This is a genomic window from Pseudomonas sp. GW821-FHT11D10 (assembly GCF_058808435.1).
The window spans coordinates 480450-500750 of sequence record NZ_JBXARR010000004.1 but is presented as its reverse complement, the minus strand read 5'-3'; the positions used below and the strand labels follow the sequence as shown (position 1 = coordinate 500750).

Genomic DNA, 20301 nt, shown 5'->3' with positions numbered 1-20301 from the left:
CGCCGGCTCCTAACACCCGGTCTACCAACCTGTTCATGGCCGCCACCCTTCGTTTGGTAGCGAAAGGGTGAAGCCTTCACTAAAAGTGTTAGGAGTTTCATCCATGTTCAAACCAACACCCAACCCACCAGAAACCGATCCGGTTTCCCCCTACAAATTCCCCGATTCACGAACCCTGAACGAAGCCGCCGAGCGCGCCCTCGATCATTACCTCACCCCACAGCAACGGATCATGGGCAGCCACACCCAACATGACCCGATGTACTTCGCCAACCCGGCCTACGACACCGAATCCCTACTCGCCAACGCCAGCGAATCCCTCGGTTCAGCCTCCGAAATGCTCAACAACTTCGCCGCCACCCTGGAACCCGCCCACCGCAAAACCGCCATCGGCATTGCGCAGTTGGTGATGTTGGGGTCTTTGGCGGTGAATCAGGCGCTGGATAACGTCGAGCCGAAGTAGATTCGGGCACCCCTCTGTCGCGGAGGGTTGATCGTCAGGCGTGGGTTCAACCTGAACCCACGCTGAAACCCCCGCAAGTTTCATCGTCCCACCACCCGCGCCGGCCTACGATCCCTCTACAAGATCCCGATCCCACCCGAGCGCCACACACCATGAACAATCCACTCAAAGCGCTGTTGATCGTCGCAACCGTCTCGGTTTTAAGCGCCTGCTCCGGCTCCGGTGGCCTGACGACCACCAGTTGTTTCTCCAGCGACTGTCAGTCGCCGGAGGCGCGGAACGTGAATACGTTGAAGTTCGGCGGGAGCAATATCGGTAACAGTTTCAACCAGTACAGCTCCGGCCTGATGCATGACGACTGAGGTTTACTGGGCCGCGGGTACGGCGATCCATTCGCTCAGGACTTTCTGGTATTTGCCGGTGACTTTGCTCAGGTGCAGCCACTGGTCGACGTAGAGTTTCCAGCTGATGTCGTCGTGCGGCAGCAGGTAGGCTTTTTCGCCGTATTGCATGAACTGGCTCGGGTTGACGGCGCACAGGCCGGGTTTGAGTTTCTGTTGGTAGAGGGCTTCGGAGGCGTCGGTGATCATCACGTCGGCCTTGTTGTCGAGCAGCTGTTCGAAGATCGTCACGTTGTCGTGCAACGCCAGTTGCGCCTTGGGCAGGAAGGCGTGGACGAAGGCTTCGTTGGTGCCGCCGGCGGGTTCGACCAGGCGCACGTTCGGTTGGTTGATCTGCTCGATGGTCTGGTATTTGGACTGGTCGGCGCAGCGCACCAGCGGGATCTTGCCGTCGACGTCGAGGGTGTTGCTGAAGAAGGATTTTTTCTGGCGTTCGAGGGTCACCGAGATGCCGCCGACGCCGATGTCGCATTTGCTGGCCTGCATGTCCGGCATCAGGGTTTTCCAGGTGGTCTGTACCCATTCGACCTTGACGCCGAGGCTGTCGGCCAGGGATTGCGCCATGGCGATGTCGATGCCTTCGAATCCGCCGTCCGGGCGTTTGAAGGTGTAGGGTTTGTAGTCGCCGGTGGTGCAGACGCGCAACTGGCCTTGTTGCTGGATGGTGTCGAGGTGCGAAGCCAGTTCTTGTGCCTGGGCGCCGCCGGCCATGGCCAGCAGGCCGCAGAAGATCATCGTGCTTTTTCGAATTGTCATGGAGATCGGGCTTGTGCAGTGGGAGTGCGGGCCAGTGTAGTGAATGCGTTTGCCGGGTGTCATCCCGGCTCCGGGCTCAACGTGCCCAGCCACGCCACCAGTCCCACGATCAACAGCGCAATCACCAGCTCCAATGCCACGCTGCGGCGCAAGGCGTTTGCCGCCACTTGATGCTGGCCGGCGCGCAACGAGTGTTCGAGCAGCGGCCCGAGGTGGAAGCGGTTCAACGCGGCCAGCACCAGCATGCCCCCGAACAACGCAACCTTGATCGCCAGCAGAATCCCGTAGGTGCCGAGCAGGATTTCGCCCAGTGTCGGGCCGACGATGAATAGGTAATTCGCCACGCCGGTGACCGAGAGGATGAGCACAATCGCCGTGCCGACGCCTTCGAAGCGTTTGACGGAATCCGCCAGCGAACGAATGCGCGCCTCGCTGCACAGTGCGTCGAGCCGCGACATCAAAATCAACGTGAGCATGGCGCCCAGCCACGCACCCGCCGCGAGCAGGTGCAGGATGTCGCTGAGCAGATGCCAGGCGTTATCCATCGCGCCGTGTCCGCTCCAGGCCAGGGAGGCGAGGGCGACGGCGCCGGCCATCGATGCCGGCCACAAACGCGGCGAGATCATCACGACGATCAGCGCAATCATACGCAGCGCCCACGCCAGCCCGACGTCGGTTTCCAGCACCATCATTTGCAGATGCGGCCACAGTGCCGCGAATTCCGTTTCGCCACTCATGGCGCGGGTCATCAGCACCAGTCCCGCTACTGAGAGCAGTGCCCCGATCAACGCCATCCCGCGCAGCATCGGCCGAAACCGCAGCACCGCGTCAACGCTGTACAGGCCAAACAACGCGAGCCCGAACAACAGCAGCAAATCTACATACAACGCCAGACGCAGGAGGATGTTGATCAGTTCAGCCATCGCTCACTTCACTTTGAACGTGACGTTGCCGGTGATCGGGTGCGTGTCCGACGACACCGCGCGCCATTCGACCTTGTAGGTGCCGGCCGGCAGAGGCGAGAGCGGGGTGACGAGCATGGTTTTCGGGTCGCTGCCGGCGCTGACTTTGGCTTTCATCGGCATGGGCGAGTGGGCCATGCCGGGCATTTCGGTCATGACCAGTTTGGCGCCGGAGAACTGGGTCAACAGATCCTCCGAAAAACGCAGTTCGATCTTGCCGGGCGCAGCGCCGTCGGCACCTTCGGCCGGGATCGACGACAGCAGTTTCGGATGGGCCTGGGCCAGGGTGCTCAGGAGCAAACCGCTGGCGAGGACGAGGGAGATTTTCAATGTGCGCATGCAAGACCTCTGGGTTGTTTTTTGGTGGGATTCAGAACCACAGCCGCACGCCGAGGACGAGTCGCGCTTCGCTGCGGTCCTCGCCTTCTTCCCGTGCGTAATCGGCGGTGTGGCCGTAGGTGCGGTTCCAGGTCACGCCGATGTAGGGCGCAAATTCGCGGCGGATTTCATAGCGCAGACGCAGCCCTGCTTCGGTGTTCGCGAGGCCCGAGCCGATCCCGCGTTGCGGGTCGTTTTTGCCGTAGACGTTGAGTTCGGCGGTCGGCTGCAGGATCAGGCGATTGGTCAGCAGGATGTCGTAGTCGCCCTCCAGCCGCACCGCGCTCTGGCCGTTTTCGCCGATGAACGCCGTGGCTTCGGCTTCGAAGTTGTACAGCGCCATGCCCTGCAGGCCGAACGCGGCCCAGGTTTGCGGAGCGCCGGGTTTGAAGTCTTGGCGCACGCCGCTGACCACGTCCCACCACGGCGAAATCGCGTGACCCCACAGCGCCTGGATTTCCGCATCTTCGGTCTTGCCGTTGCTGCGTTCGCCCTCGGAGCGCAGCCACAGCCGATCGATGTCGCCGCCGATCCAGCCGGACAAATCCCAGGCCAGGGTGCTGGCGTCGTCGGCGTCCTGCCATTCGAGTTTGTCGGCGAGGAAGTAAGTGTTGATGGCGCTGTCGTGGACCTGATGCCCGGCGTGGCTGGTGAACACGACGGTGCGGTCGGCGTCGGTCAGCGCCGGAATAGGCGTGCGACTTTCGGTCGGCGCGGCGGGCTGCATCATGCCGTCATCCATGCTTTGCAGATCGGCCATCTGGCTGTGGTCCATGCCCTGCATGTCGCTGGCGGCGAATGCCGGAGCCATCGACAGAAGTGACAACGAAAACGCGGCAAATCGAGTCATGGTCGGCGTCCTCATTCTTCCACCCGCACTTCGCGGAACATGCCCATTTCCATGTGATAAAGCAGGTGACAGTGATAGGCCCAACGACCCAGCGCATCGGCGGTCACGCGGTAGCTGCGGCGGGTGCCGGGCGGCATGTCGATGGTGTGTTTGCGTACCTGGAAATTACCGTTTTCGTCTTCCAGATCGCTCCACATGCCGTGCAGGTGGATGGGGTGGGTCATCATCGTGTCGTTGACCAGCACAAGGCGGATCCGCTCGCCGTACTTCAACAGCAGCGGCTCGGCGTCGGAGAACTTGATGCCGTTGAACGACCAGGCGAATTTCTCCATGTGGCCGGTGAGGTGCAGCTCGATGGTGCGGCTCGGGTCGCGGCCGTCCGGGTCTTCGAAGGGGCTGCGCAGGTCGGCGTAGGTCAGCACGCGGCGACCGTTGTTGCGCAGACCGAGGCCGGGGTCGTCGAGCTTCGCGGCGGTGGTCATGGCTTGCATGTCCACCAGCGGATTGTCTTTTTCGCTGTCGGGGTGCGACTGCATCGGGCCCATGTTCATGCTCGAGTGATCCATGGCGCTCATGTCCATGGAACTGTGATCCATGGCGCTCATGTCCATGGAACTGTGATCCATACCGCCCATGCCCATGTCGTCCATGGTCACCAGCGGTCGCGGGTCCAGCGCCGGCACCGGGGCTGACAACCCGGCGCGGGCGGCGAGGGTGCCACGGGCGTAACCGGTGCGGTCCATGGCCTGGGCGAACAGGGTGTAGGCGTCGGCGGCGGGCTCGACGATCACGTCGTAGGTTTCCGCCACGGCGATGCGCAACTCGTCGACGCTGACCGGTTTGACGTGCAGGCCGTCGGCGGCGACCACGGTCATTTTCAAGCCGGGGATGCGCACGTCGAAGTAGGTCATGGCCGAACCGTTGATCAGCCGCAGCCGCAGTTTTTCGCCGGGGCGGAACAGGCCGGTCCAGTTGTTATCCGGGGAGTGGCCGTTCATCAGGAAAGTGTACGTGGCGCCGCTGACGTCGGCGATGTCGGTGGGATTCATCTTCATCTGCGCCCACATCGTGCGGTCGTCGACGGTGGCGCCCCAGCCTTTTTCGCCGACGTCGTGGATGAAATCGCCGACGGTGCGTTTGTGGAAGTTGTAGTAGTCGGACTGTTTTTTCAGGGTCTTCATCAGGCTGGCCGGGTCTTCGTCGGACCAGTCGCTGAGCATCACCACGTACTCGCGGTCGTACTGGAACGGCTCCGGTTCCCGGGCGTCGATCACCAGCGGCCCGTAGACGCCGGCCTGTTCCTGCAAGCCGGAATGGCTGTGATACCAATAGGTGCCGTGCTGGCGAACCTTGAACTGATAGACGTACACGCCACCCGGCTCGATGCCCTTGAAACTCAGGCCCGGCACGCCGTCCATGTTGGCCGGCAGCAGAATGCCGTGCCAGTGGATCGACGTGCTGTCCTTGAGCCGGTTGCGCACCCGCAGCGTCACGGTATCGCCTTCGCGCCAGCGCAGCAGCGGGCCGGGCAGGCTGCCGTTGATGGTCAGGGCCGTGCGCGGCCGGCCGGTGAAGTTGACCGGGGTTTCGCCGATGAACAGCTCGAAGTCGGTGCCGCTTAACTCGTTCACCTGGCCGGGACTGTTCAAGGCCCAGACCGGCGTGCGCCACAGGCCGAGGCCGCCGAGCAGACCGCTGGCGGCGAGGCCTTTGACGAAAGTGCGTCTTGAGGTGGTGGAAGGCATGCGCTGGAAGTCCCCGTTTGACCAATGACGGGGAGGCTAACCAGCGCGAGCTTTCAGTTGGCTGAGGTGCTGATTACAGTTGTGTCAGGTTGAGTGTGGCGCGTCAGGTGAACGTGTGTCGCTGGCTTCATGCTGCGTTTTTCACGATGTCTACTGATAACCTAGTTTAACCAGGACGGTTCTGACTATCTGATTTGAAGCTACCGGGTTGCCAGCGCCGCTAAGACCAAATCCGCCATAATTGATGCTGCCTTTTACAATCGCGTCCGCTCCACTCAACGCGAGAATCCTGCTTTCGTTGGTGAGGTGTTTCATATAAAAGGCATTGAATGCGGCCACCCCTTGGGTGGAAAGATCTGCAACCAGATCCTGGGTATTTACGCCTTCCAGCGTCGCGGTGCAGGCCTTCTTGTACGCAATGGTATGGGAGCCGGTTCTAGTCCCCTTGTCCGTCCAAGCAGCCATTGGCTCGCCATCCGGATCTACAACTACAGCGGCGACTTGAAAGCCCTGTAGTCGTGCTTCTACTACTGCTTCTTTTACGATGTCCAACGCGTCTTCGGGGGTAAGTGGAGTGCTCATGTTTCAGTCCTTTTATCCGTCCAGAGGGGGCAGCAGTTCATCCCGGAGCACTGCCATTGGAACCAACTTAGGATTGACGCACTTTCCCGTCTACTGTCAGAAATGACGGGTGTTTACCTGTCCAGTACTTTCACCGCGTAAATTGATCGGCTGGATTCCTCGTTTGAAATGACGCCGCATCCCGCGAATCGCCATCCACCGGGGCTGGCGGCGCTCGGTACAGAGTTGGGTTTGCCGACGTTGCCGGACGCCGAGTTTCGCCTGTTCACGGTCAGTCATGCGGACCCGCAGATGATCGAAGCGGTTTCCCGGATGATCGTCGACGATTGCTCGGCGCGGCGGCAGTAACGGATCCTACAAACCGAGTCCTTCCTGGACCACCAGCAGCAGGTTGTTTTCCGTCAACGCAATCGCATCCAGCTGTTGTCCGGTCTCGAGAGTCTGTAACCACCAATGACTTTCGCCGTGTTCGTCGACCGTGCGCAACAGCGATGCTTCGCGCCCCGGCAGCACGATTTGCACACGTCCCGAGCCGTCTTCGGTGAAACGGGCGATGGGGTCGAACGTCAGGCTGTGGTGGTTGGCTTCGATGATCAACTGGTCGATGGCGTAGTCGTGGGTCTCGCCATCGGGCGAACTTTCGCAAACATGGGTAGGATTTCGCCGAATCTTCAGTCCTACCTCGGTGACCGGTTGCAACCAGCCCTCGATGCGGTGATACAAGGCGTAGACCTGAGCCGGCCAGCAATCGATCTCCAGTTCGGCGCAGGTGATTTCGTCAGCATGGGTGTGCCGGGTTTGTTTGAGTTTCGCGGCGAGTTCGTCTGCTTTACTCATGTCGGTTCCCTGTGGTGATTTCAACATCATCGTAGTCCTTTCAAAGTAATGCAGGTTTTGCCCTGCGTCATGCGCTTGCAACACGGGCATGACTCAATCAGCGTCTGGCCAAGTGATGGTCGGACCACAGAAACCACGGACGCACGCGTCCCAAGGAACGGGAACATGAAAAAGCTTTTTACAATTATGGCGCTGATTGCGCTGACGGTCGGTAGCATCGGCCTGAGTTCGGCACGCCAGTCGTCCGCCAGCAAGGCGGAATCGGTGGCGGGGGTATTCGACTACTACCTGCTGACGTTGTCCTGGTCTCCGACCTTTTGCCTGACGCACAAGGACGATCCGCAATGCACCGGCAAGGGCTACGGTTTTGTCCTGCATGGCCTGTGGCCGCAATACGCCAAGGGCGGCTGGCCGGAGTCCTGCCCGCCGCTGACCAACCTGTCGGCCGCCGAAACGGCCAAAGGCCTGACGCTGTTCCCGACCAAAAAATTGCTCGATCACGAATGGAGCAAGCACGGCACCTGCAGCGGCCTCGGCGCGATGGGCTATCTGGACGAAGCGGACAAGGCGGTGGCCGCGGTGAAAATCCCGGAAGAGCTGCAACCATTCAGTAGCTCTTATTACTTCGAAGCGCAGGAAATTGCCGACCTGTTCCGCAGGAGCAATCCGGGCATCCCGTCAGACGGCATCGCCGTCATCTGCAACGGCCCGGAACTCTCGGAAGTGCGCGTGTGCATGGGCAAGGACCTGCAATTCGGCGCCTGCGGCAAGGGCGTGAAAACCCAGTGCCGGGCGGGGGATATTCGAGTACCGCCGTCGCGCTAACTGAGTATAAAAAACAGGCGCCTGAAAGGGCGCCTGTTTTTTGCGATCAACCTCAAGCAAATCCCCCCGCATCCACCCCCAATTCCCCCCGCAAAAACTCCACCAACCCCCGCTGCAATCCACTCAACACCCCCTCGCGGCTGACCAGCGCCAGCTCCGTCGGCGGCAATGGCGGCAAGTCCGTGCACACTCGATGCTCCGGTAACACCGCCGAAGCCGGCAGCACCGAAACCCCGAGCCCTGAGGCCACCGCCGCTTGAATGCCGGTCAGGCTGTGGCTGCCGAAGGCCACGCGCCATGGGCGTTGCGCCACGTCGAGCAAGCGGATTGCCCGTTGTCGGTACAGGCAGCCTTGGGGAAACAGCGCCAGCGGCAACACGCCAGTGGATGAATCGAATTCCACGCCTTTGACCCACACCAGTCGCTCCGGCCAGGTCGCCCAGGCAGGGCCACTGTCGGGTTCGCGTTTGATCAGGGCGATGTCGATTTCGCCGCTGTCGAGGCGTTGGCGCAGGTCGAGGCTCATGCCGCTGACGGTTTCCAGCCGCGCTTGCGGGTGGCTGCGGGTGAAGCCGGCGAGGATCAGCGCCATGCGTCGGGCGTCGAAGTCTTCCGGCATGCCGATGCGCAGGATTTCCAGATCCAGATCGCTGGCCAGGGCTTCGCTGGCCTCGGCGGACAAGGCCAGCAGGCGGCGGGCGTAGTGGATCAGCAGTTCGCCGTGCTCGGTGACGCTGACGTTCAGCCCTGTGCGGTCGCGCAACAGCAGGGCGTGGCCGACCAGGTCTTCGAGTTTGCGCACCTGTTGGCTGACCGTGGACTGGGTGCGGTGGACGCGCTCGGCGGCGCGGGTGAAGCTGCCTTCATCGACCACGCAGACGAAGGTTTTCAGCAGTTCCAGATCCAGCATGGCGGCGCTCTCGTTATTTGTTTGGCAACTGACGGTCGGCTGTTTATTTAATTTCACACTATCACCCCCAGTTCATAAGCTGAAGTCCTCACTTGCAGAGGAATGCCCCCATGACGTTGATCAACACACCGCGCCCGCAATGGCTGACCTTCGATTGTTACGGCACTTTGATTCAATGGGACGAAGGCCTGCGCGCCGTGGCCGAGCGGATCCTCAGCAAGAAAGGCGAACACCGGATCGACGCCGGGCGCCTGATCGAGGTTTACGACCGCCACGAACATCGCCTGGAACAGACGCCGCCGCACCGCTCGTTTCGTGAGCTGAGCACCCTCGGCCTGCAACTGGCCCTGGAAGAACTGGGCCTGGCGAGTGCCAGCGAAGACAGTCAGCGCCTGGCTACCGCGATCCCGCAGATGCCGCCGTTTCCCGAAGTCGTCGAGACCCTCGCGCAGCTCAAGGCCAAGGGTTTCAAGCTATGCATCGTCTCCAACACCGATGACGACATCATCGCCGGCAACGTCGCTCAACTCGGTGGCCATATCGACCGGGTGATCACCGCGCAACAGGCCGGCGCCTACAAACCGGCGCCGCGGCTGTTCGACTACGCTCATGAGCAATTGGGCGTCAGCCGCGATCAGGTGGTGCACATCTGCGCCAGCCCGATGCTCGACCACACGGCGGCCCGTGATATGCATTTTCGCTGCGTATGGATCGACCGCGGGACCGGTCGTCAGTTGCTGCCGGACTATCGGCCCGACGCGATCCTCAACTCGCTAGACGAAGTGCTGCCGCTGTTCTCGTCCCTTGGCTGGTAATAGAGGAGTTTCGCCATGGCCCACACCCTGACCGGCAGCGCCCGACCCACGCGTTGCGCCTCGTTGAACCTCGACAGCGAAGCCATCATCACCGCCCGTCACGAGCTGGCGGCGTGCTTTCAACTGGCGGCGCTGCACGGCCTGGAGGAGGGGATCTGCAATCACTTTTCGGCGATGTTGCCGGGGCACGCTGACCTGTTTCTGGTCAATCCCTACGGCTATGCGTTTTCCGAAGTGACGGCGCACAACCTGCTGGTCTGCGACTTCGACGGCAACGTGGTGGACGGTGAGGGCCAGCCGGAGGCCACTGCTTTCTATATTCATGCACGCCTGCACCAGCGGCTGCCACGGGTGAAGGTCGCGTTCCATACACACATGCCGAACGCGACGGCGTTGTGCCTGCTGGAGGGGCCGCCGCTGTTGTGGCTGAGCCAGACCGCGCTGAAGTTCTACGGACGCACGGCGGTGGACGAGCATTACAACGGGCTGGCGCTTGACGAGCGCGAAGGCGACCGGATTGCCGGGGTCATGGGCGAGGCCGACGTTCTGTTCCTGAAGAATCACGGGGTGATTGTCGCGGCGCCGACCATCGCCGAGGCCTGGGACGACCTGTATTACCTGGACCGTGCCGCCCAGGTGCAACTGCTGGCGATGGCCACGCAACGGGTGTTGAAACCGGTGCCGCACGCGGTTGCGCAACGGGCGTACGAGCAGATGCGCGAGGGCGATCCGGAAAGTGCGCGGGCGCATCTGCGCAGTGCGATGCGGCGGTTGGCCAATCAGGGCTGATGCGGGCAAAAACGGGCAGGCAAAAATAATTTGTGTCGCAGGTCATCCATTTGGCCTGCGCGCCGATAGCAACAGGGTCGGGATTGTCGCGGTGGCACTTGGTTGCCCCACACAATCCGGTGGGCTACGCTCACAAAAAAACAAGGGTTTCGGGCCTTTGCCCCTGTCGTACCTGCCCAGGACACGCTTTTGCCTATCCCCATTCACGATCCGCATCAGGCCCCCGGCGGCACCCTCAAGCGTTTGCCCCTGCGCAAGGCGGCGGTGTTGTTCATCGTTGCCGTGTGTCTGTGCCTGTCCGGTCTGCTGTATTTGCAGATCGAACAGTCGCGGCGTCAGGATCTGGCGAGTGCGCAAGTGTCCTCGGCCAACCTGACCCGGGCGATGGCGCAGCAGGCCGAGGACACCTTTCTGGCGGCGGATCTGGTGATGACCAGCCTGGTCGACTGGGTTCAGGAAGATGGCTACGGTGCGGCGCAGAAGCCACGATTGCAGCGAACCTTCGCGCGGCGAGTGCAGCAACTGGAGCAGTTGCACGGCATGTTCCTGTTCGACCGCGAAGGGCAATGGGTGATTACCTCGTTCCCGGATCTGCCGCGCGGCAATGGTGTGGCCGATCGCGAGTACTTCAAGTTTCACCAGCAGAACGTGTCGGGTGTGGCGCACATCGGCCCGGCGATCCGCAGCCGCGAAAATGGCGAGTGGATCATCCCGATCTCGAAACGGGTCAACGACCGCGCCGGCAATTTCCAGGGCGTGTTGCTGGCCGGGATCAAGATGTCGTACTTCGACAAGTTCTTCAAAAGCTTCAGTCTGGACGACAACGGCACCATGTTCCTCGGCCTGACCGACGGCACCTTGCTCGCCCGTCGGCCGTTCGACGAGGCCCTGATCGGCACCTCGCTGGCCAAGGGCGAGATCTATCAGAAGCTGCTTCCCAATGCCTCCGCCGGCACCGCGATGATCGATTCGGTGGTCGACGGGGTGACGCGTCTTTACGGTTACCGGCAGTTGGAAAGTTATCCGCTGGTGGTGTCCGCCTCTTCATCGCGGGACACGATTCTTCAGGGCTGGCATGACCGGGCGTTCCAGTCCAGCGTGATCGTGGCGCTGGTGATGCTTGGCGTGGGGCTGTTCGGCTGGGTGTTCATTCATCAGGTGCGCGATGGCGAGCGGATCGAGAAAAACCTGCGCAAGGCCCAGCGGGCGCTGGAGCAGATCGCCACCCACGACAGCCTGACCGGACTGGCCAACCGGCGCCTGTTCGAGCGCTCGTTGGAAGTGGAGTTTGCCCGGGGAGCGCGGCAGTCGAGCCCGGTCAGCCTGATCATGCTCGATATCGACTTCTTCAAACGCTACAACGATGCCTACGGCCATGTGGCCGGCGACCATTGCCTGACGCAGGTCGCGCAGGTGGTGAAAAACTGCTGCCAGCGCAAATCCGATCTGGCGGTGCGTTACGGTGGTGAGGAGTTCGCGGTATTGCTGCCGGACACCGACATCAACGGCGCGCTGGCGATTGCCGGGCAGATCCGCCGCAGCGTCATGGACAAACACATCACCCACAGTGGCTCGCCCACCGGTTATCTCACGGTGAGCCTGGGCTGCTATTCGTTTATTCCGCTGGGCAACGACAGCCCCGAGCTGTTCATCCAGCGCGCGGATGCGGCGCTGTATCAGGCCAAGAACGCCGGCCGCAATCGCGCGGCCGTGTTGTCGATGGACGTCGGCTTCGGCGAATTGCTGCGCTCGGATCGCTGACAAAAAAGCGGATCGGGTTCAGACACAGGCCATGGTCTTCACCATGACCTGCTCTTGTTCGTTCAGCCGCCAGTGCCACCGCCGGCACCGCCCGTACCGCCGCCGGCCGAACCGGTGCCACCACCCGCTCCCGCACCCGAACCGCTGGCGCCGCCGTTGGTGCCGGTGCCGCCACCCGCGCCGCTGCCGCCGGACGGCGAGCCCGGCGTGTTGTCGGGCGGCATTTGTGAACCACTGGTGGAGCCGGATTTGGTGCCCGTGGCATCTGCGCCGTCGTTGGCCGCGAAGGTGGCGGCCGAACCGCTGGCCAGCAGGCCGATCAGCAACAGCGAGGTGAGTTTGCGCGTCATCATGGTCTGTCTCCGGAAAGGGGATCTACCTGATATTGGTCTGACGCGCACAAGGCTTGGTGCCGGCCGAGTGACGAGCGGTTTTTTAGAAGTCCACAGTCGCCGAAACCTTCAGCGTGCGCGGCGTGCCCTGGGTCAGGTAACCGCCGTTGGCCGAGGCCCAATAGGCTTCGTTGGCGACGTTCTCCAGATTGGCCCGCAGGGTGATCTGCTTCTCATCCAGTTTGAAGGCATAACGCGAGCCGAGGTCGAAGCGGTTCCACGCCGGAATGCTCTGGGTGTTGGCCGCGTTCAGGTACTGGCCGCCGGTGCGCAACATGCGCGCGCTGAGGGCCGCGCCTTCGAGGCCCGGAATGTCCCAGTCGGCGCCGAGGTTGAACTGGAAGCGCGGCACCCCGACGGCGCGGTTGCCATCATTCACGCCGTTGCTGCTGCCTTCCAGTTCAGTCTTCATCAACGTTGCGCCGCTGAGCAGGCGCAGGCCGTCGAGCGGTTCGCCGTAGACGTTGAGTTCCACGCCTTTGTTGGTCTGCTGGCCGTCGACCCGGAAGATTCCGTCCTGGGTGTAGCTCGACGGTTGCTCGATGCGATAGACGCCGAGGTTGGCGCCGTAACTGCCCATGTCCAGGCGCACGCCGGCTTCGATCTGCTTGCTGCGCACCGGGGCGAAGGTTTCGTCGCGGTTGATCGCCGTGGTCGGCGGCGTCGGGCCCTTGGCCAGGCCTTCGATGCGGTTGGCGTAGAACGACACGTGTTCCCACGGCTTGATCACCAGACCGTAGACCGGGGTGGTGATCGACTCTTCATAACTTGAAGTACGGGCGCCGGTGGCGGTGCTCCAGCCGTCGACTTTCAGTGCCTGGCGACGTACGCCGAGGGTCAGCAGGATGCGGTCATCGACGAAACCGAGGGTGTCGGAAATCGCCTCGCTGCGCAGGGTGTTCTTGCCGGTGACGCGCGGGTCGTTGATGTCGCTGGCAAACGAGGTTGGCGCCGGGCGCGGCTTGTCGGTGACGTTGTACAGGTTGGTGCTGTAGCGCCCGGCGGCGCCGACGGTTTCGAACGCCGAGCGCTGCTCGCCCCAGATGCCCGCCCAGCCGAGGTTCAACTGGTGCGTGACAGGGCCGGTGTCGAAGCGGCCGTTGAGCCCGGCCATGGCGCTCTGGTTGTCCTCGTCGTGGGGCGAATAGAGCATGCCGCCACGGGCGTTGCCGTTGAGGTCGGTGACGGTCAGCGACGAGTACACGCCGTTCTCGCGGGTGTGCTTGGCGCCGCCGGACACGTAGGCGGTCCAGTTATCGTTCAGGTCGTACTCGGCGCGGGCCATGCCGAAGGTGTCTTCGAGTTGCGAATAGCTCCAGCTCTGGGCGTAGCTGGCGTTGGCGTGCGGCACTTTGGGGGCTTTGGTCAGGCTCGAATCGACATAGATCACCGAGCGCCCTTGGTTGATCACCTGCTTCTGATAGCCGAAATCGGTCGAGACCCGCAGGCGATCGCCGCGATAGTCCAGGCCGACGCTGAACAGCGACGAGCGCTGGTCTTCGTCATCGACCGCGGTGTCGCCTTCGCGCTGCATCAGGTTGACCCGCGCGCCGAAGCGGTTGTCCTCGCCAAAGCGCTGGCCCAGATCCAGATGCCCGCCGACCCGGCCGTCGGCGCTGTAGTCGAGGGTGACGCTGCGGGTCGGGGTGTCCATCGCGCGTTTGGGTTGCAGGTTGATCCCGCCACCGATGCCACTGCCGCTCGGGGTCACACCGTTGACGAACGCGTTCGGGCCCTTGAACAGTTCCACCCGGTCCAGCGCTTCGACAGCGATGATCTGCCGGGGCAGCACGCCATAGAGGCCGTTATAGGAAATGTCATCGGAGGCCAGCGGCAGGCCGCGGATCATGAACATCTGCGAGAAGTTGCCGAAGCCGTTGGACTGGCGCACCGAAGAGTCGTTGAGCAACACATCGCCGACGGTCTGGGCCTGCTGATCGGCCATGGTCTTGGCGGTGTAGCTGGTGACGCTGAAGGGCAGGTCGTTGACCTCCTGATTGCCGAGCATGCCGATCTGCGCGCGGCGGGCGACCTGTTCGCCGCCGTAGGTGTCACCGCTGTCGTCGTGCAGGGCGCTGACGTTGGTGGCGCCCAGTTCCAGCGCGCCGTCCGCCGCGACTTTCGGGGCCACGGTGTAACCGTTGTGGCCGGTGCTGATCAGCTCGAAACCGCTGCCTTCCAGCAACCGGGCAAAACCGCTCTGCGCGGTGTAACTGCCTTGCAGGCCCGGGCTCTGACGATTGCCCAGTTGCGCCGGATCGAACGACAGCGGCACGCCGACGCTGACCGCAAATTGCGCCAGCACATGGCTGAGCAGGCCGGGGCCGATGTTGACGCTGCGGCTGGCGCTTTCACTGACGCTGTCGGCGGCGTGGGCGGCGGTCGGCAGCAGCGCGCTGAAGGCCAGGGCCAGGCTCAGGTTCAGGGCCTTGAGCGCAAACGTGGCGGGGCGGGGCGATGGCATTGCGGTCATTCGGTGTTCCTGTCGGGGGCGTGGAATTGAAAGGTCTATCCACTCACCGGACGAGTCGCGAAAAGGTATCAGCGAATATTGAAAATATTTTCCGAGGGCTCAGACACGGGGTTCCACCGACAGCCAATAACGGGTCAGGCTGTTGATGTTCAGCGGCAACGTATCGCTGAGCAAACGCAGGCTGGCGTCGGTGTCGCGCAGGGAAAACGCCCCGGACACGCGTATCGCCGCCACGTCCGGATGACAGCGCAGCACGCCCCGGCGATAGCGGCTCAGTTCGCCGAGCAATTCGTCCAGACGCATGTTGCTGGCCAGCAGCATGCCTTTGTCCCAGGCCAGGGACGCGGTGTCGAAGGTTTCGGCGCTGTCGAAGCTGTTGAGCTTGAAGCGCTGGCGTTCGCCGGCCTGAAGAATCGCACTCTGCTTGAGCAGTTGCGGGGTGATCTGGACCTGTCCCTCAAGCACCGACACCTGGCTGCGCGAACCTTCGGTGCGCACGCAGAAATGTGTGCCCAGCGCGCGTGCCACGCCCTGCGGGGTTTCGACAATGAACGGACGGGCGCTGGCGTCTGCGGCGGTGTTGATCAGCACTTCGCCGTTGAGCAGCAGGACGCGACGCTCCACCGGGCTGAAGGCGATGTCCACGGCGCTGTCGGTGTTGAGCACCAGTTGAGTGCCGTCCGGCAATTGCAGGTTCTTTTGCTCGCCGACGGCGGTGCGCTGGTCGGCGGTCCATTGCTGCCACGGCACATGTTGCGAGGCGATGCCCAACGGCCCGGCCATCAACAGCAAGCCGAGGCGGGTGAGGGTCTGGCGACGGCTCAGGCCTTCTTTGCGGGACGCGCGTTTCAAGGTCTGGATCGCGACATTGGCCGGCACGCTGCGCAAATCCCCCAGCAGGGCTTCGGCCCGTTGCCAGGCGATGGCGTGCTCGGCGCTGCGGGTGCGCCATTGGGCGATGGCCTGATGGTCGGACGGGGTCGCGGTGCCGGAATGCAGTTGCACCAGCCAGTCGGCGGCTTCGCCGAGAATCTGCGGATTGATCATCGACGAGTTCATCAGGCGACACTCAGGCAGGCAATGAACGCGGCACGCATGTGGCGTTTGACGGTGATCAGCGAAACGCTCAGGCGCGTGGCGATCTGCGCGTAGGTCAGGCCTTCGATCTGCGACAGCAGGAAGGTCTCGCGGGTCTGTTCCGGCAGTTCGCGCAGCAGCGCTTCGATGCGCCACAGGGTTTCGAGAATCAGGTAGCGGGTTTCCGGCGACGGCACTTCGGCGGCGGGCAGGTGCGCAATGGTTTCCAGGTACGCGCGCTCCAGGTCCTGGCGCCGCCAGCGGTCGATCACCAGCCCTTTGGCAATGTGCGTCAGTAGCGCCCGGGGTTCGCTGCCCAACGGCTTGATCACCTGCCGGGTGAGCAGGCGCAGGAACGTGTCGTGCGCCAGGTCGGCCGCATCGCAGCGATTGCCCAACTTGCGCTGCAGCCAGCCCTGCAGCCACCCGTGGTGTTCGCTGTAGAGCGTCTGGACTTGCTGATTCAACGGCTGATCAAGGGACGACATGAAGGGCAGATACTCGTTTCGGGCGTCCGTTGCCAAGGGTGCGGTCGTGAGTGCGAAAACTGTGCAATTAAGAATTGATCGCATTCTAGTGGCGCGGAACGAGCGCTGGCAATTGCCTTTCCACACTTTCTTTTCTGACGCCAAAGGAGTGGCCTACCCGTCTTCCGGGAGATTGGCTATTTGCCTGGCCCTGCCCCGGGACTAACGTAGCCACACATTCACTTGCCCCGGAGAGTCGCCATGAAACCTCGTATCGATTTCTACACCGCGTCCCCAGATGCCCTGAAAGCCATGATTGCCCTGGAAACCGCCGTCTCGAAACTGCCGCTGGAAAAGACCCTGATCGAACTGGTCAAGCTGCGCGCTTCGCAAATCAACGGCTGCGCGTTCTGCATCGACATGCACACCGCCGACGCGATCAAGGGCGGCGAAACCCCGCGCCGGTTGTTCGCCGTGACCGCGTGGCGTGAAGCGCCGTTCTTCACCGAACGTGAACGCGCCGCGCTGCTGTGGACCGAAACCCTGACCCAACTGAGCCTGACCCACGCCCCGGACGAAGACTACGAAGCGGTCGCCGCCCAGTTCTCGCCCAAAGAAATGGTCGACCTGAGCGTCGCAATCAGCACCATCAACAGCTGGAACCGTCTGGCCGTGGGCTTTCGTAAAACCCCGCAAGCCTGATCGATCAATGTGCATCGGCACTCGGCGCGGCCGGTGGTTGCACCTTGCGCATCAAGGGCACCATCGCCGTGGCGATGCCGAAGCACACCATGATCATCAGGAACGTGTCGCCGTAGGTTTGCGTCTGCGCTTCACGGTAGGTCAGCAGCCATAGCTGACGCAGGCTGGCGGTGAGGCCGACATCGCCGCTCTGACCCAGCGCGGCAAAGTTGCCGCCGACCTGGGCCAGCCACTGATTCACCGCTTCGTTGCTGCTGTTCAGATGCTCCGCCAACCGGGTGAAGTGCAGGTTGGTGCGGTCGTTGAGAATGGTCGCGCACGCGGCAATCCCGATTGCACCGCCCAGATTGCGCATCAGGTTGAACAGGCCTGACGCATGTTTCAGCCGCGCCGGTGCCAAGCCCCCTAGAGTCAATGTCACCGCCGGTGGCACCGCCAGTTGCTGGGCAATCCCGCGCAAGGCTTGCGGCAGCATCAATTCTCCGGCGCCCCAATCGTGGGTGATCGGACTGAATTCCCACATCGACAACGCGAACAACGCCAGGCCCGCCATCATGATCCAGCGCAGATCGATGCGATTGGCGAGAAAGGCGTACAGCGGAATCGCCATGATCTGGAACACCCCGGTGGAGAAAACCGCCAGACCAATGTCCAGCGCCCCGTAGCCGCGCACTCGCCCGAGAAACAGCGGCGTCAGGTAAATTGTCGCGAACAGGCCGATCCCGGTGACGAAGGAAAAGAAGCAGCCGAGGGCGAAATTGCGATCCTTGAGCGCGCGCAGGTCGACGATCGGATTGGCTACATGCAACGTGCGGCCGATGAAGGCCAGCCCTGCGAGGCCACTGATCCACGCGGTGGTCAGGATCGTCTGGTCGCTGAACCAGTTCCAGCGCGGGCCTTCTTCCATCGTGTATTCCAGGCAGCCGAGAAACAGCGCCAGAAACACCATGCTCAAATAGTCCGCGCCCTTGAGCAGCGACAGTTCCGGCTGGTCGATCTTGACCAGCATCGGCACCGCCACGGCGACGAAAATCCCCGGCACCAGGTTGATGTAGAACAGCCAGTGCCAGGACGAAATATCGGTGATCCAGCCGCCGATCACCGGGCCCAATGTCGGCGCCAGCGACGCCACGGCGCCGATGGTCGCGGCGGCGATGACCCGTTGTTTGCCGGTGAAGAAAAAGAACGCCGTGGTGAACACCAGCGGAATCATCGACCCGCCGAGAAACCCTTGCAGCGCGCGAAAGGCAATCATGCTCTGGATGTTCCAGGCGATGCCGCAGAGCAGGCTGGCGAGGGTGAAGCCGACCGCTGAAGCGCAGAACAGCCAGCGTGTGGAGAACACCCGCGAAAGCCAACCGGATAACGGAATCACGATGATTTCGGCGATCAGGTAACTGGTCTGCACCCACGCCGTTTCATCGGTGCCGGCGGACAACCCGCCGCCGATATCGCGCAGCGAGGCCGAGACAATCTGGATGTCCAGCAACGCGATGAACATGCCGATGCACATCGTTGCGAAGGCGAACACTTTGGTCGCCGTCGCCATTTCGGCGGCATTGAATGGCTGCGCGGAGGCGGTGAGGGCGGTGCTCATGGCGCGCTGGCCACGGCGGTGGTTTCAGGTTGGGCGCGGGTGTCGACTTCAGCGGTCACCGACAGTCCCGGACGCAGGTGGCCGAGCACGCCGTCGGCCGGGTCGAGCAGGATCCGCACCGGCACGCGCTGGACGATTTTGGTGAAGTTGCCGGTGGCGTTTTCCGGCGGTAGCACGCTGAATTGCGAACCGGTGGCCGGGGCGAGGCTGTCGAGGCGACCGTGGAATTCCTGGCCAGATAAAACATCGGCGCGGATGCTCACGCGCTGGCCGGGTTTCATCCGCGCCAGTTGGTCTTCCTTGAAGTTGGCATCGACCCACAGACCACTGGCCGGCACCACCGACAGTTGCTGCGAACCGGCCTGCGCGTAGGCGCCGACCCGCGCGCGGCGGTTGCCGATCACGCCGTCGACCGGGGCGCGCAGTTCGGTATAGCCGAGGTTGAGTTGCGCCAGATCACGCTCGGCCCGGGCTTGCTGGAGGGCGGCGCGGGCCTGTTGTTTCTGGGTTTCGATCACGGTGAGTTGGCGTTGCGCGGCCAGCAATTCGGCCTGGGCTTTGGCGCTCAAGGCTTGCGCGGTCTTGAAGGTGGCGTCGGCCCGTTGCGCGCTTTCCACCGAGACTGCGTTGGTGGTCACCAGACGTTTGTAGCGCGCGTTGTCGTCCCGCGAACGCGCGGTTTCGGCGCTGGCGGCATCAATGCCGGCGCGGGCCTGACCGATCACCGCTTGCTGCAGTTGTTCGGTGGCGTCGAGGTTGGCCAGCAGCGCTTCCTCGGCGGCAACGGCGCCTTCGGCCTTGGCCAGATTGGCGCGGTAGTCGCGGGCGTCGAGGCGAATCAGCACGTCGCCGGCCTTCACCTTCTGGTTATCGCTGACCAGCACTTCCTCGATGTAACCGGCGACTTTCGGCCCGATCACCGTCACGTCGCCGCCGATGTAGGCATCGTCGGTCTCTTCAAGAAACCGCCCGGTGCCCCACCAATGCACGGCGTACAGCCCGGCGAACACCAGCGCGGCCAGAGCCGCAGTCGGCAACAGCAGGCGTTTGAGCAGGGGAGGTTTGGGGGCGCTGACCGGAACGGCGAGATCGGGTTCTACGGTGGGCATGCTGGTCATGGCGTAATACCTGAGGAAGCGGAATGGCTATTACGACCGTAATATGACGCGAGTAATATTTTGTGGCAATTGATTTTTATCGCCGGTCGTCAGTTGCCTCGGATGTCCGATTAATTGCGCAAGAGCCTCAGGGTTTGGAGCCTGTTCGAACCCACGCCGCGACTGCCACGATCAATCAAGCGGGCAACGACGGCACGATGCCAGGGCGGTTTTATGACCTGCTGATCGGTGCGGGATTGATGTTGGCAGCCTGGTCTCAGGCCCTCGGGGAAACCCTGATGATCTGCAACTTGCTGGCGTTATCGCTGGCGATCCGCGCTAAAAGGGCATTTGTTTAAGAAATGTAAGCAGCGTAGGAAGCGTCTTGCAATTGTGTAGGAAGGCTCTGACTATCACCGGTA

23 protein-coding genes are annotated in these 20301 nt (G+C 62.6%); 9 read left to right on the top strand and 14 right to left on the bottom strand.

Translation table 11 applies throughout. The features are described 5' to 3' along the window. Positions 1–103: 103 nt before the first annotated feature. Positions 104–463, top strand: coding sequence for a DUF6124 family protein (locus AC1RT4_RS15965; RefSeq protein ID WP_007955862.1), 360 nt, complete (start codon positions 104–106; stop codon positions 461–463). 152 nt (positions 464–615) lie between these two features. After that, on the top strand, positions 616–825 hold the full coding sequence (locus tag AC1RT4_RS15960; protein ID WP_064380963.1) for a hypothetical protein: 210 nt from the start codon (positions 616–618) through the stop codon (positions 823–825). 3 nt (positions 826–828) lie between these two features. Here AC1RT4_RS15960 and AC1RT4_RS15955 read toward each other — a convergent pair whose 3' ends face one another. The 6 genes from AC1RT4_RS15955 to AC1RT4_RS15930 all read right to left on the bottom strand — a co-directional run bounded on the left by AC1RT4_RS15955 (position 829) and on the right by AC1RT4_RS15930 (position 6137). Continuing rightward, on the bottom strand, positions 829–1620 hold the full coding sequence (locus AC1RT4_RS15955; protein WP_493086220.1) for a transporter substrate-binding domain-containing protein: 792 nt from the start codon (positions 1618–1620) through the stop codon (positions 829–831). 59 nt (positions 1621–1679) lie between these two features. After that, the gene (gene copD / locus AC1RT4_RS15950) at positions 1680–2543 is read right to left on the bottom strand and encodes a copper homeostasis membrane protein CopD (protein ID WP_493086218.1); all 864 of its coding nucleotides are present in this window, start codon (positions 2541–2543) and stop codon (positions 1680–1682) included. Between the two features lie 3 nt (positions 2544–2546). After that, positions 2547–2921 carry a copper homeostasis periplasmic binding protein CopC gene (copC, locus tag AC1RT4_RS15945; protein WP_493086216.1) on the bottom strand — a complete coding sequence of 125 codons (375 nt, stop codon included), beginning with the start codon at positions 2919–2921 and terminating at the stop codon, positions 2547–2549. A 31-nt stretch (positions 2922–2952) separates the two neighbouring features. Beyond that, positions 2953–3771, bottom strand: a complete 819-nt coding sequence (locus tag AC1RT4_RS15940) for a copper resistance protein B (protein ID WP_493086371.1) — start codon at positions 3769–3771, stop codon at positions 2953–2955. A gap of 50 nt (positions 3772–3821) precedes the next feature. Then, complete coding sequence (locus AC1RT4_RS15935; RefSeq protein ID WP_493086214.1) at positions 3822–5555, bottom strand: copper resistance system multicopper oxidase; 1734 nt, start codon at positions 5553–5555, stop codon at positions 3822–3824. 150 nt (positions 5556–5705) lie between these two features. Next, on the bottom strand, positions 5706–6137 hold the full coding sequence (locus tag AC1RT4_RS15930; protein ID WP_493086212.1) for a GlcG/HbpS family heme-binding protein: 432 nt from the start codon (positions 6135–6137) through the stop codon (positions 5706–5708). Between the two features lie 168 nt (positions 6138–6305). Between AC1RT4_RS15930 and AC1RT4_RS15925 the strand changes: the two genes are divergently transcribed. After that, positions 6306–6485 (top strand): hypothetical protein, encoded by a 180-nt coding sequence (locus AC1RT4_RS15925; RefSeq protein ID WP_493086210.1) that lies wholly within the window; start codon positions 6306–6308, stop codon positions 6483–6485. A gap of 6 nt (positions 6486–6491) precedes the next feature. On the opposite strand, the gene AC1RT4_RS15920 is transcribed toward AC1RT4_RS15925, so the two are convergent. Next, on the bottom strand, positions 6492–6974 hold the full coding sequence (locus AC1RT4_RS15920) for a hypothetical protein (RefSeq protein ID WP_085608248.1): 483 nt from the start codon (positions 6972–6974) through the stop codon (positions 6492–6494). Positions 6975–7139: 165 nt separating this feature from the next. Between AC1RT4_RS15920 and AC1RT4_RS15915 the strand changes: the two genes are divergently transcribed. Next, positions 7140–7799: a ribonuclease T2 gene (locus tag AC1RT4_RS15915; protein WP_085608249.1), complete on the top strand. Its 660-nt coding sequence runs from the start codon at positions 7140–7142 to the stop codon at positions 7797–7799. A gap of 52 nt (positions 7800–7851) precedes the next feature. On the opposite strand, the gene AC1RT4_RS15910 is transcribed toward AC1RT4_RS15915, so the two are convergent. Then, positions 7852–8709, bottom strand: a complete 858-nt coding sequence (locus tag AC1RT4_RS15910; protein WP_007955878.1) for a LysR substrate-binding domain-containing protein — start codon at positions 8707–8709, stop codon at positions 7852–7854. A 110-nt stretch (positions 8710–8819) separates the two neighbouring features. Here AC1RT4_RS15910 and AC1RT4_RS15905 point away from each other — a divergent pair, with 110 nt between their 5' ends. From AC1RT4_RS15905 to AC1RT4_RS15895, 3 genes are all read left to right on the top strand, one after another. Continuing rightward, positions 8820–9524: a haloacid dehalogenase type II gene (locus AC1RT4_RS15905; protein ID WP_493086207.1), complete on the top strand. Its 705-nt coding sequence runs from the start codon at positions 8820–8822 to the stop codon at positions 9522–9524. Positions 9525–9539: 15 nt separating this feature from the next. Beyond that, entirely contained in the window at positions 9540–10313 is a 774-nt protein-coding gene (locus AC1RT4_RS15900) for an aldolase (RefSeq protein WP_493086205.1), read from the top strand. A gap of 189 nt (positions 10314–10502) precedes the next feature. Next, positions 10503–12074 carry a sensor domain-containing diguanylate cyclase gene (locus AC1RT4_RS15895; protein WP_273900688.1) on the top strand — a complete coding sequence of 524 codons (1572 nt, stop codon included), beginning with the start codon at positions 10503–10505 and terminating at the stop codon, positions 12072–12074. A gap of 62 nt (positions 12075–12136) precedes the next feature. Here AC1RT4_RS15895 and AC1RT4_RS15890 read toward each other — a convergent pair whose 3' ends face one another. The 4 genes from AC1RT4_RS15890 to AC1RT4_RS15875 all read right to left on the bottom strand — a co-directional run bounded on the left by AC1RT4_RS15890 (position 12137) and on the right by AC1RT4_RS15875 (position 16504). Continuing rightward, positions 12137–12427, bottom strand: a complete 291-nt coding sequence (locus AC1RT4_RS15890) for a hypothetical protein (RefSeq protein ID WP_493086202.1) — start codon at positions 12425–12427, stop codon at positions 12137–12139. Between the two features lie 82 nt (positions 12428–12509). Next, positions 12510–14939 (bottom strand): TonB-dependent siderophore receptor, encoded by a 2430-nt coding sequence (locus tag AC1RT4_RS15885; RefSeq protein ID WP_493086200.1) that lies wholly within the window; start codon positions 14937–14939, stop codon positions 12510–12512. Between the two features lie 99 nt (positions 14940–15038). Further along, complete coding sequence (locus tag AC1RT4_RS15880; protein WP_493086198.1) at positions 15039–15998, bottom strand: FecR domain-containing protein; 960 nt, start codon at positions 15996–15998, stop codon at positions 15039–15041. Continuing rightward, positions 15998–16504 (bottom strand): sigma-70 family RNA polymerase sigma factor, encoded by a 507-nt coding sequence (locus tag AC1RT4_RS15875; RefSeq protein ID WP_474731564.1) that lies wholly within the window; start codon positions 16502–16504, stop codon positions 15998–16000. Before AC1RT4_RS15875 ends, AC1RT4_RS15880 begins: the two co-directional genes overlap by 1 nt. A 240-nt stretch (positions 16505–16744) precedes the next feature. Here AC1RT4_RS15875 and AC1RT4_RS15870 point away from each other — a divergent pair, with 240 nt between their 5' ends. After that, positions 16745–17185 carry a carboxymuconolactone decarboxylase family protein gene (locus AC1RT4_RS15870; protein WP_074689185.1) on the top strand — a complete coding sequence of 147 codons (441 nt, stop codon included), beginning with the start codon at positions 16745–16747 and terminating at the stop codon, positions 17183–17185. 4 nt (positions 17186–17189) lie between these two features. On the opposite strand, the gene AC1RT4_RS15865 is transcribed toward AC1RT4_RS15870, so the two are convergent. Further along, positions 17190–18782, bottom strand: a complete 1593-nt coding sequence (locus AC1RT4_RS15865) for a DHA2 family efflux MFS transporter permease subunit (protein ID WP_493086196.1) — start codon at positions 18780–18782, stop codon at positions 17190–17192. Beyond that, positions 18779–19900: an HlyD family secretion protein gene (locus AC1RT4_RS15860; protein ID WP_493086194.1), complete on the bottom strand. Its 1122-nt coding sequence runs from the start codon at positions 19898–19900 to the stop codon at positions 18779–18781. The genes AC1RT4_RS15865 and AC1RT4_RS15860 overlap by 4 nt, the downstream gene beginning before the upstream one ends. A 62-nt stretch (positions 19901–19962) precedes the next feature. On the opposite strand from AC1RT4_RS15860, the gene AC1RT4_RS15855 reads away from it, so the two are divergent. After that, positions 19963–20238, top strand: coding sequence for a hypothetical protein (locus AC1RT4_RS15855; RefSeq protein ID WP_493086192.1), 276 nt, complete (start codon positions 19963–19965; stop codon positions 20236–20238). Positions 20239–20301 lie beyond the last annotated feature (63 nt).